Genomic DNA, 10,940 nt, shown 5'->3' on the forward strand with positions numbered 1-10,940 from the left:
TGCCTTTACCGGATGCAGCCAGGAAGAGGATGCTATCCAAGTGAGCGAAAAGAAGGCCGTTAAGGTAGTGGTAAATATGGATAAGCCGGGCTTTGGCGAAGATACTCGCGCTCCTCGCCAAGGTTGGGAAGGTGATGAATCCTTCGAGAAGTCGGTGGCCTCCATCCAGGCACCGTCAAGGCAGATGAACTTCATGTCCTTCAGGGCGCTAGAAGAATTGCCGTTCTTCTTGACTTCGCCTTCACGCTTGCTGTTGCAGGTGCCCAGCTTGAAGTTTTCCCACCAGAAGTTGTTCACGTACTTCTCGAATGCGGGAACCTTGTCGGAGAGTTCCCAATCCTCGATGTTCTTGCGGATACCAGCAAGACCTCCCTTCAGGCTGGTTTTTGCGGCCCAGTCGGCGATGGCGGTCTGAACCTTTTCGTTGTCCCACACGCCGTCGGCCTCGATGTCGCTGGCATAGTCCGCCAATCTCTTGCTGAAGGCCCCTTCCTTCAGGTCGCTTTGCATCAAGGTGCTGATGGCAAGCAGAGCCGCGCTCCCGTCGCTCGAGCCGAAGATGTTCATGTCTTCGGAACTTCCGAAGTCGCCCTGGATTCCGAAGGAGGCGAGAATTTCCTTTTCGGCCTGTTCCTTTGCCTTCTTGACGGTAAGGTCGTTATTCTTTAGCAGATAGAGGGAACGCTCGTGCTCCAGGTGGGTGAGCAGGTTCACGTTCACCTGGCTGCGGTTGCTCAGGTCTGTAAAGGCGTAAAGCGTCACCTGGGACTCCGATTCCTTGCCGGTCACTTCGTTGAGGTAGAATCCGTTGGCTTTCAGCAGGGCGAATTGTGATTCCAGGTTGACCACATCGACGGAGAATTCCCCGCGGTCGCCCTTGATCTTGCCTTCGTAACTGCGGCCGGTCTGGGCGAGGGTCTTGCCCTCCAGTTCCTGCACGGTCACGCTGGCTCCTTCTACGAAGGGCCCCTTCTGGGATACGCCGGAAATCGTCTTGTTCTCGATGGTGACGATTTCTTCGGCAATGATTTCACCGTCCTCGACAGAACCGCCGGCTACGCCGGAATCCTTGTCGCTGTCTCCGCAGGCCGCAAAAATGCAGGCGGTGGAAAGGGATAATTTTAGGAGCTTGTTCATTTTCTCCTCCTTTGGTTAAAGGGGTTGTTTTAAAGGTGTCGCCATGTTGGTCAGCGGGAACAGCTGCATGTTCAGGCGGTAAACTTCTTCGGTCTTGGCGCTTTCGGTGGCAATGGCCACGATACGGCGACGGCACTCGGCCAGTTCTTCTACAATTTTGGCGTAGGCTTCGCGGGTTATACCTAGAGTCAAACCGGTAATGTTACGGTCTTGGGCGGGGTCGTTTTTCAGGGTATCGACGGCGAGTTCCGCCATTTGCACCTGCAGGTCGTGGGCCACGGCTTTCTGGACGGTCTTGGTGCTGCGGGAGGGGTGGCTCATGCGGAGCGAGCGGTCGGCCTGCCGGTAATGGCCCTGTTCGTCTTGGGTCAGGTAGCCAGCTTCCTGTAAAAAGTCCAGAATCTCCCGGACTTCGCCGGTCTTTACGCGGTAGCGGGTGGCCCTGGAAATCTCTTTCGGGGTCGCGCCATCCATGGCGGGTGCGAGTTCACGGATAAGGGAATTCTTCCACGACTTGAAAAATTGGTATTCCTCGGCGGTGACCAGCTTCACCTTGTGGATGCGGGCCAGCTCGGCGATTTCTTCTAGGATGCCCTTTTTGTCGCTTTCCTTCTTTGCGTTGTCCAGGGCCACCAGCTTGCAGAAGAAGGTGGACTCGAACCCGGCAAGACCCATGGCGCTTGCCACTTGCGGCGCGGAACGCTCCCCCAGGTTCTTCTTGCCTTCGCAAACGTATTGCAAAAAGACGGGGGAAGAAAGCTCGGCGCTCTCCGCAAACGAGGCCCACGAAAAACCCTTGCGGGCCTTTCGCTCTTCGTAATAATCCCGGATGCATTCCCGGTAGTCGATGTATTCAATAATGGGTCTCATGGCTCTAAATATATATCCTAAAAAATTATTTGGCAATAATTGGAATATAAAAAACTTAAAAATTTACCAAAAATAGCTAAATTTTGTGATTTTTAATAAAAATTTTTATGAAAATGGAATATATTTTGCGTAAAATGGGCGTTCTCCCTGCGGGGTCGGGCCCTGCTCGCCTCGCTTGCTCGGCTCATCGAGCCGCTACGCGTCTCGCCACCTGTGTGCGACGGTCCCTAACGCAAAAGAATGGAATGTGAAATAAAAAAGACCTCCCCAAAGGGAGGTCCAAGAGCGGCGGACCGGGATCGAACCGGCAACCATTAGCTTGGAAGGCTAAGGCTCTACCATTGAGCTACCGCCGCGAGCAAGCACAATTATACAAAAATCGGGCGTTTTTTAAAGGGGTTGGCCCAAAACTTGTTGGAAATTTTTCTGAATCTTACTAAATTTTGCCCCACATTAACCTTATACCGAGGAGCTTACTTGTATCCTAATCCGCGCGACCGCCGCATGCCCAACCGTCAGAGTGACGGAACTCGTATCAACGAGGACATCCACATTTCGCCCATCCGACTGGTGAAGGAGGACGGCGAGGCCGTCGTCATCGAGACGAGCAAGGCGCTGCAGATGGCAAAGGACGCCGGACTGGACCTGGTGGAGGTGTCTCCCAACGCCAAGCCGCCGGTATGCCGCATCATCAACTACGGCAAGTTCAAGTTCGAGCAAATCAAGAAGGCCAAGGCCGCCAAGGCGAAGCAGCACGTGGTGAAGCTGAAAGAAATCAAGATGCACCCGAAGACTGCCGAGAACGACTACCAGTACCGGATCAAGCAGGCCTCCGAGTTCCTTCAAGACGGTATGAAGGTGAAACTGATTATGCAGTTCCGTGGGCGCGAGATGGCGCACATGGACTACGGCAAGCGCCTGATGGAGCGCGCTAAAGAAGAGTTGCTCCAGTTTGGCGATTTGGAAATGGATTCACGGGTGGAAGGCAACACCATGCTCTCTATCTATGGTCCAAAACGCGGTGCAGGCTCTGCCAAAAAGCAGGACCAGGCACCAAAGCCCGTAACCGAGCCAAAGGCAGCAGGTGAGGCTTCAACTTAAACCCAAGAGGTAAAAATGCCTAAAATGAAAACACACAGCGGTGCAAAAAAGCGCTTCCGCGTGACTGGCTCCGGCCACGTCAAGTTCAAGCGTGCTGGTATGCGCCACATTCTTGCCAAGATGACCACCAAGCGTAAGCGTAACCTGCGTAAGGGCGCTCTCGTTAAGAAAGTCGATGTTTACCATGTCAAGCGTCTGCTTGTCCAAGCATAAGGAGTGTAAGAATGCCACGCGCTAAAACCAGAGTTCCTTCCCGCGAACGCCGCAAAAAAATCCTCAAGGCCGCCAAGGGTTTCTATGGCCGTCGCAAGAGCAACCTCCGCCTTGCCATTGACGCCGTAGCCCACGCCGGTCAGTATGCCTACGCTCACCGCCGCGACAAGAAGGGCGATTTCCGCACTCTGTGGATCACCCGCTTGAACGCTGCTGTCCGCGAACACGGCATCAGCTACAGCCAGTTCATCTTCAAGCTTTCCAAGTCGGGCATCCAGCTGAACCGCAAGGTTCTTGCTGACATGGCCGTCGCCGATCCCGAAGCATTCGCCAAGGTCGTGGAAACCGTGAAGGCTGCTTAATCTAGTGTTGTCATCCCCGCGCAGGCGGGGATCTCCCAGAGAAAAGCAGCACGACTAGCTGAACAAACGCGAGAAATTGCGCCCTGCTCTTAACGGAGCGGGGCGCTTTTTGCATTTAGAACGTAACGGCGAGGGCCTTTCTCGTTAAAAGAAATCCACGTCCAGCTTGGTCTTTTTGCGGCCGGCGGGCTCGATGACTGCGGCGGAGAACTTGGCGGAGTCGAACAGGTGGTTCACCGTCTCGACAACTTCGCCTTCGGTCATGTTCTTGATAATCCGCTCGCTTTCTTCCATGGTGCGGAACTCTCCCAGGTGCAGCATCTGTTCCGCCATACGGACCACCCGCTTCTCCGGGCTGTCTGCCCCCAGGTACATGCCGCCCAAAATGTTCGTCTTGGTCCGCTCGAATTCCCTCTTCTTGAATCCGTGCTTCAAAAAATTGCGGGTCTCGTCCAACGAAAGTTCCATGGCCGTTTTCAGCTGTTGTGGTTCCGTCGCCAGAGAAACGCCCCAGTCGGTGCAGTCCCGATAGATGTCGGCGGTGGAATACACGGAGTAGGCAAGGCCCCGGTCCTCCCGAATCTTCTGAAACAGGCGGCTGGCCATACCGGCACCCATGGCTACATTGAACAGGGAAAGGGCGCAACGCCCCCGTTCGTCCATCAGGCTGCGGTCAAAACTGAGTCCCCAGAAGAGGTTGGACTGTGCGATGTCCTGTTTCTGCACCACCTTCACGCTATTGTGGGCTTTGTAAACGTCTGCAGGCAGGGGGCCCCGTGTCTTTTTGCAGGCGAATTTTTCTGCACAAAGTCGAACAAGTTCTTCGTGGTCTACCTTGCCCGAGGCGCACACCAGCAAGGGAATTTCGTCAATCACTTGCTTTTTGTACCTGAGCATCTGTTTGTGGGTGAGGGCATTCACCTGCTTGATGGTTCCCGTGATGGAGTGGGCGATTCCCGAACCCTTGAAATGGATGGCGTTGAAGATGTCGCCTACGATTTCTTCGGGAATGTCGTCGTAACTGTGAATCTCCTCGATAATCACCCGGCGTTCTTTTTCCATCTCGCTTTTGTCCATGCGGGGGTTCATGAGCATGTCAGCAATGACATCTACGGCCAGCGCCAGGTGACTGCGTTCAATTTGCGCGTAAAAACCCGTCTCTTGCCTGGTGGTATAGGCTTCCAGGTTCCCGCCCTTGTCTTCGATGGCCCGGGCTATTTGAAGGGCGCTGCGGTTCTTGGTTCCCTTGAATACCAGGTGCTCGTAAAAGTGGCTCAGGCCGTATTCGTCCTTTGCCTCGTGGCGGCTGCCCCGTGGGACCCAGACGCCAACGGCCACGGAATAGGCGTGGGGCATGTAGTCGGTGAGAATGGTGATGCCGTTTTCAAGTTCGGTCTTTTTGACAAGCTGTTTCATTGATAGGATCTAGGGGCTAGGATTTAGGGTCTAGTAAAGCGGGTCTCAAGAAACGTCATCCTGGAGCGCAGCGATAGAAACTGCGATAGAATCACGAGGATCCGCTAGACGTTGGTATTTAGCTGGGGACAAACGCATATTTTTGTTATGGTGTTCTGCAAGGCGTCCAGCAGGCTTCCCGACGACTTGAGTTCCGGGAATGCATCGATGACTTGCCGCCTGTTTTCGGGATAGTTCCCGCATTTCAGGTAGTAGACGCCGCTTAGCAGGGGCGAAAGTTCCTGCAGGTAGTCGGAGGCGTTTGGCTTGGCGTCAAGACGCCTACGGAACAGGAATGCATTCCATTCCCGGAGGCACTGCGCCGCAAGGGCTTCCCGGTTGGGCCTGAATCCTTCCAAAGGAGCGATACCGCACAGGACCTGGTTTCGGCAGGACATTTCCAGAAATTCCAGCGGAAAAGTTTCCAGATTCGAGAGAACCTCGGCACTGGAAAAAACATAGGAGAATTCCACTCCTTCGCGCAAGGCCTTCTTGCTCCAGGATTTGAGCTTGTCAATCTCCGTAGCGGAAGCGTCTTTCAATATGAATGCCACGGTCCAGGGCCTTTCCAGGGCGCTGAATCCTTCTTCTAGACAGTCCCCGTAAAGGAATGCGGAAACCAGGTTTTCCCCGAAGGTTTCCGTAAATCTGTCGGGCCAGGGGGATTGCTTTAATTCCTGAACACTCAATATTCTTTTCATAAAAACTACCTCCAGCCGAACCGTCCGTAATGGAAACGCCTGCTGGTGGAACCGGCGCTGGTGCGGCGTCCCCTTTTGTACAGGGCGTAAAACACCAGCGAAAAGATGATTGCGATAAACACCCAACCTGCCGCATTGAGGCTGCCGGCGCTTTCAAATTCCGGAGGCTCAGTAACCAATGTCGTGCCCTTTGCCTTTGCAAGCTCCTTTGATAGATGGTAGGCAAGTAGTAATGTGCCCTTGTCATATCTGGCGGACTTGTATTCCGGGAAAAGGAATTCCTGCTGGAGCTTTTCGATGGTGCTTTTCGGAAGGAAAGACTCCAGATTTTTCCCGAGTTGGACATGATGCAAATGTTGCACGAAAGCCGTATAAAGAAGGACTTCATTACTGTCGGGTGAAAAATCCCGCTTGTTCCGGCTGTCTTCTAGCAGAACTACAGACAGGTTGAATCCGGCCTTTTGCGCCACTTCTTTGGCCAAATTTTCCAAATAACGGGTTTGGGTCGCACTCAGGACCCTGTTTTCGTCATGGAGTCTCAGGGGGGCGGCTATGGCTGTGCCCCAAGCGCAAAGTGTGATAAATATCAAAAAAAAGCAGATTTTTCGGCCAAAAAACATATATCTATCTCATAAAGTAAAAAAAATCAAAAAAAATGTTCTTTTCTTGATTTCACTATATATCTTTCTATAGAGAAATCCTTTTTAGGAGAGTCTTAGTAAAGGGTGATTAATTTGGGTTATGGCAAAGTTGAGTGAAAAGTGGGTTTGGTTGCCTGACTGGGCGTCGGACTTGTCGCTATGGCAAGATGACTTGACAGAAGTGGAATCTTCTGCCGACCATACTTTTGTACCCTACGAGGCCATAGCTGATAATCTAGAGGACCCTTACAAGATTCCTGGACTTTCCAAGGCCGATGTGGTGGTAGGCTCCGGCATGGGAGCATTTCTCCTGCTCATGCACCACAAGAAAAAACCGTCGGCACAGCGATGGATTTTGCTTTCGCCTTATGCGGACTTCTGCGACGAAGACAGCGACTGGACGGAGACGAACCTGCACTTTATGGCAAGGCAGATGCAGACGACTACGGAACCGGGCCTTAACTCTTTTGCAGAACAGTTCGAAGACGAATTCGGCGAGTGGCAAGACGACTGGATGGACTGCGCCAAGAAGATGAATGCCGAGAAACTGGCCAAAGGCATTACTTATCTGGCAGACAATAAAATTTCGAAACCTCTAGAGGATTGCAGTGGAATTGAAGTGGTTTACGGTCGTATGGACAGGGCCGTTCCACCTGCCCAGACGTTGAAGCTCAAGGATCTTATGCCGGGGGCAACTTTCAAGGAGCGCCCCAAGGCTGGCCACTGGCCACCGCAGCTTTTGCTGTAGTCTGTGTTATTTTGCAAATAGGCTTTTTCGCCACTCTTGCAAAACAACATTCGTCATTCTCGCGTAGGCGAGAATCTCAGCCGGCATCCGATTGCAGCAACAAGATAAATGGCAAAGAACCAGAGCAGGGCGGTCTCAAGGTAATCGCCGATATGCTGGTACAGGGTATCCCTGGTCTTTAGTTGCATCTTGCGCTGGATGACGGCGTCTTCAAAAATAGGCGTGTTCAAGTCCATGTGACCATACTGGTCAATGAACACGGACACTCCGCTGTTGGCAAGCCTTGCTGCCGGCATGCCGTTTTCGATGGTGCGGTAACGCACCAGGTTCAGGTGTTGGTAGGGGGCGGTACTCCTGCCGAACCATCCGTCGTTAGTGATGTTCACCATGAACCTGGAACCTGCACGAATGGCTTCCCGCACCAGGTCGCCAAAGATGGCGTCGTAGCAGATAAAGGGCGTCCACAAGAAGGGCCCGTACACGGGAGTCTCCTTGCCGGGCACAAAGTCCCCTTCGCCCAGGTCCACGTAGTTCAGAATTGGGAAGATGTCGTCAAAGGGAATTCGCTCGCTGAAAGGAACCAGATGTTTTTTGATGTAACGCTGGGGGAAACTCCCGTCGTTAGGGCTGAACAGGAACGAGGCGTTGTAGACCTCGTAGCGGCGCACGGCGCCAGGTTCCTTGATGCGCTTGAAATCAAGGGCGCCAACCAGAATGCTTGCGTTCATGCGGCTTGCGACGTTGTGCAGCCTGACAATCGTAGCGGGCTGCCTACGGATGTGGTCTGGAATGGCGGTTTCTGCCAGGATAATCAGGTCCGCTCCGTCTTTGACGCTGTCCCGAACCATGCCGAGAGTCTTGTCTATAATGCGGTCGTAGCGCTCCTTGCTCCATTTTTCACCCTGCTGAATGCAGGGCTGCACCATGGCTATTTGGGGAGTGTGCTCCCCATCGCTTCCGTAGAAGGGTGCTGCTTCTGGAGCGGACAAGGTGATTTTTCCGTGAATAAGGAGGGCCACGAGAATCAGGACGGGTAACGCAAAAGGCCACTTGGCTTTTAGACCAGGCTTGTCCAAAGCATTTGCAACCAGCATGTTGCTTGCCACGATTAGGGTGGTGTAGCCGAAGATTCCGATGATAGAAAGGGCCTGTAAAAGTTCCAGGTAGTTGCCGAACACGTAGCCCAGGTGACTCCAGGGGAATGCAAAGTCCCCGCGGGTACGGGTCATTTCGAGCCCGGCGTAAAACACGGGGTAGAGTCCCCAGAAAATCGGACACCCCTTGATGCGGATATCCTTGACGAGGGTATAGACGAAAGCCGCTACCACACTGTAGAAGCTGAAGAAGGCCACCAAAAGCACCACGCCCAAGAAGATGATGGCCGATGGTGCCGTTTCCACGTTCATGACGTTGAAAATCCAGTAGTAGTTGATGCCGTTGTATACCATGCCCGACCAGAAGGTGGCAAAGATGGCTGAACTACGGCTGTAGCGGTTCATGGCGATGAACCAGGGCACAAGCAACAGCAGGGCGGCAGGCCCCAGGGGTAACGGCGGAAATGCCAGGGCCATGGCGCCCCAGGCGATGGTAGAAAGCAATAGCGCTGTCCGGGAATCCCTTTCGCGGAGCCTCTTGAAATTCCACAGGCCAAAACGGTACAGCAGGTAAAGCCCGAAGGGAATGAACAGCACAGAAATCTGGACGAGTCCCGCATGCCCGCCTGCCAGGTAGTCTAGGGCGAGAAAGGCAAAGGAGATGAAGGCGTAGCTGTAGACAAAACGGTTGAACGGCTTACGGACGCTCTTGACAAAGAGGAACGGGATGGTGACAATGAAAGGGATAAACTGGGGTTTCCAGGAGTAAAGTCCAGGCTCGTCGGGAGTGACCAGGTAGAGTCCTAATTCGGCCACGAACAGAATGCCAAGAAAAATCCGGTACATTCTCGGCAATGACTCAATCCACGATTTCAGTCTGTTCAAAATATCAGTCATTAGCTATCTAGTCCCTAGATCCTAGCCCCTAAAACCTAATCTCACAGTCCGCTTTTGTCCTTCGGGTTGAAAATCAGCACGAATTCCCCCTTGGGTGGGTGGCTCTTGAAGTGGGCGAGGATTTCTGCGGGAGTGCCAATCAGGTGTTCCTCGAATTTTTTGGTCAGTTCCCGCATCAGCGCAATTTTGATGTCTCCGAAGACCGTCTGGATTTCGGCTACGAACTTGTCCACGTTATGGGGGCTGGCGTAAAAAATCTGGGTGGCTTCTTCGTCTTTCAGTTTTTCCAGAAGGTGCAGCCGCTGGGCGCTCTTCTTGGGCGAAAAATACTGGAAGGCAAAGTGGTCTGTGGGCATACCGCTACTGACCAGTGCCGTCACCATGGCGCAGGGGCCAGGGACCGCCCGCACGTCAATACCTTCGCGAACGCATTCCCGGACCAGGTTGAAGGCTGGGTCCGCAATTCCCGGGGTGCCCGCGTCGCTGACCAGGGCGATGTCTCCCTGTTCTTTCAGGTAGCTCACGTATTTGGGAGTAACGGCTTCTTTATTGAAGTCGTGGTAGGCCTCCATGGGGGTGGAAATCCCGAAATGGTCGAAGAGGATTCGCGTGTGGCGCGTATCTTCGGCAAGCACCAGGGGTACTTCTTTCAGGGTTCGGACCGCACGGTAGGTGATGTCCTCCATGTTCCCGATAGGGGTCGCTACAATGTACAGGGTATGAGCCATAACTCAAATTTAGTAATCGCTGCGCATGCCCATGTCGGCGTTGTAGGGGTAGTTCAGTTCAAAGGCGAGCCTCTGGACCAACTTGCGGTGCATATCCTTGGAGGCCTCGTTCAAGAGGTCGCTTCGCAATTTGCCATAAAGATTGGCCTTGATTGTTTCTTCTTCCTTGTATTCGGCCTGCTTGACAAGCACACCGTCGCAATGGATTTGCACATTCAGCGTGTAGGTCCAGGTTTCGTCTACGGGCATCACGGGCCAGAAGGGAATTACGAATAAAGGAATACTCCAGGGAGTGGCTTCAGCATTTTGTACCACTTGTGCCAGGATGCTTGCCGAACCGTTACATTTGTCGCGGGGGTAAAAATCCTGGTTGGCGGCCCGGTCGTATTCTTGCCTTAGACCTTCCGAAAGCCAGAGGGTGTCGGCCCCGAGAATCAGGGGAATCTTGTCGAACAGCGGTGTTGGATTGGCTTGTGCCTGGTTCAGCACATTAAAGGAACTATCGCCTTGGTCCCCCTGCACCAGGTTCACGGAGCAGGCGCTTGCCAAAAGCGCCGAACTCCACAGCAGGAGTGTCCGAATTTGGCTCCAGAACTGCATAATTTCAATTTAGCAATGATTTGACTTGTGAAAATTCCGCTTGAAAAAATAAAAAACTCCTTTTTAAAACGATAATAAAGGAAAAATTTCGTGTTGGATGCGCGCTGTGGTTCTTTTTTTTTACATTGTAAGAGAAATATTTTAACTACATAACAAAATCAAGGAGAAATCATGAAAAAACTACTCTGGACGTCGGCGATGGCCCTCACGGCTGCCGCCTGCATGACCGCCTGCGACGACAGTAGCAGCGGCGCCAGCAACAGCATCCCCGAATTCAAGACCGAGGCCGCCCTCCCCGACACCTGCGAGATGGAAGTGGCCAAGGCCGGCGACACCTATTTCGCCTGCTTCGAGAACAAGTGGATCGAAGTCACCGACTCCGCCACCGTGGAA

The 10,940-nt window shown here is 53.2% G+C and carries 13 protein-coding genes and 1 tRNA gene; 5 read left to right on the top strand and 9 right to left on the bottom strand.

Annotated features, from left to right (window positions below; all coding sequences use genetic code 11):
• The 3 genes from IKB43_06830 to IKB43_06840 form a co-directional block, all read right to left on the bottom strand.
• The coding region (locus IKB43_06830) for a hypothetical protein (GenBank protein ID MBR2469850.1) at positions 1-1,137 on the bottom strand (1,137 nt) is incomplete at its 3' end.
• Between the two features lie 15 nt (positions 1,138-1,152).
• A complete protein-coding gene (locus IKB43_06835; protein MBR2469851.1) occupies positions 1,153-2,007 on the bottom strand; it encodes a TIGR02147 family protein in 855 nt (284 codons plus the stop codon).
• A 284-nt stretch (positions 2,008-2,291) separates the two neighbouring features.
• A tRNA-Gly gene (locus tag IKB43_06840) sits at positions 2,292-2,363 on the bottom strand.
• 148 nt (positions 2,364-2,511) lie between these two features.
• Between IKB43_06840 and infC the strand changes: the two genes are divergently transcribed.
• Genes infC through rplT form a run of 3 tightly spaced genes read left to right on the top strand, consistent with a single transcriptional unit; the run spans position 2,512 to position 3,683 of the window.
• Positions 2,512-3,108: a translation initiation factor IF-3 gene (infC, locus tag IKB43_06845; protein MBR2469852.1), complete on the top strand. Its 597-nt coding sequence runs from the start codon at positions 2,512-2,514 to the stop codon at positions 3,106-3,108.
• A 15-nt stretch (positions 3,109-3,123) separates the two neighbouring features.
• Positions 3,124-3,321 (top strand): 50S ribosomal protein L35, encoded by a 198-nt coding sequence (gene rpmI, locus IKB43_06850; protein MBR2469853.1) that lies wholly within the window; start codon positions 3,124-3,126, stop codon positions 3,319-3,321.
• Positions 3,322-3,332: 11 nt separating this feature from the next.
• Positions 3,333-3,683: a 50S ribosomal protein L20 gene (rplT, locus tag IKB43_06855; GenBank protein ID MBR2469854.1), complete on the top strand. Its 351-nt coding sequence runs from the start codon at positions 3,333-3,335 to the stop codon at positions 3,681-3,683.
• A 144-nt stretch (positions 3,684-3,827) separates the two neighbouring features.
• Here rplT and IKB43_06860 read toward each other — a convergent pair whose 3' ends face one another.
• The 3 genes from IKB43_06860 to IKB43_06870 all read right to left on the bottom strand — a co-directional run bounded on the left by IKB43_06860 (position 3,828) and on the right by IKB43_06870 (position 6,429).
• Entirely contained in the window at positions 3,828-5,099 is a 1,272-nt protein-coding gene (locus tag IKB43_06860; GenBank protein MBR2469855.1) for an insulinase family protein, read from the bottom strand.
• Positions 5,100-5,203: 104 nt separating this feature from the next.
• Positions 5,204-5,839 (bottom strand): hypothetical protein, encoded by a 636-nt coding sequence (locus IKB43_06865; GenBank protein MBR2469856.1) that lies wholly within the window; start codon positions 5,837-5,839, stop codon positions 5,204-5,206.
• 5 nt (positions 5,840-5,844) lie between these two features.
• Complete coding sequence (locus IKB43_06870) at positions 5,845-6,429, bottom strand: TPM domain-containing protein (GenBank protein MBR2469857.1); 585 nt, start codon at positions 6,427-6,429, stop codon at positions 5,845-5,847.
• A gap of 160 nt (positions 6,430-6,589) precedes the next feature.
• Here IKB43_06870 and IKB43_06875 point away from each other — a divergent pair, with 160 nt between their 5' ends.
• Positions 6,590-7,228 carry an alpha/beta hydrolase gene (locus IKB43_06875; GenBank protein ID MBR2469858.1) on the top strand — a complete coding sequence of 213 codons (639 nt, stop codon included), beginning with the start codon at positions 6,590-6,592 and terminating at the stop codon, positions 7,226-7,228.
• A 53-nt stretch (positions 7,229-7,281) separates the two neighbouring features.
• Here the strand turns inward: IKB43_06875 and lnt are convergent, their stop codons facing one another.
• From lnt to IKB43_06890, 3 genes are read right to left on the bottom strand one after another with little or no spacing between them, the layout of a single operon-like run.
• Positions 7,282-9,219, bottom strand: a complete 1,938-nt coding sequence (lnt, locus tag IKB43_06880; GenBank protein MBR2469859.1) for an apolipoprotein N-acyltransferase — start codon at positions 9,217-9,219, stop codon at positions 7,282-7,284.
• A gap of 41 nt (positions 9,220-9,260) precedes the next feature.
• Positions 9,261-9,947: a 16S rRNA (cytidine(1402)-2'-O)-methyltransferase gene (rsmI, locus tag IKB43_06885; protein MBR2469860.1), complete on the bottom strand. Its 687-nt coding sequence runs from the start codon at positions 9,945-9,947 to the stop codon at positions 9,261-9,263.
• Positions 9,948-9,956: 9 nt separating this feature from the next.
• Entirely contained in the window at positions 9,957-10,547 is a 591-nt protein-coding gene (locus IKB43_06890; protein MBR2469861.1) for a hypothetical protein, read from the bottom strand.
• A gap of 171 nt (positions 10,548-10,718) precedes the next feature.
• Here IKB43_06890 and IKB43_06895 point away from each other — a divergent pair.
• Positions 10,719-10,940: hypothetical protein (locus tag IKB43_06895; GenBank protein ID MBR2469862.1), on the top strand; the 222-nt coding region annotated here is incomplete at its 3' end.

Source organism: Fibrobacter sp. (assembly GCA_017503015.1).
GTDB lineage: Bacteria > Fibrobacterota > Fibrobacteria > Fibrobacterales > Fibrobacteraceae > Fibrobacter.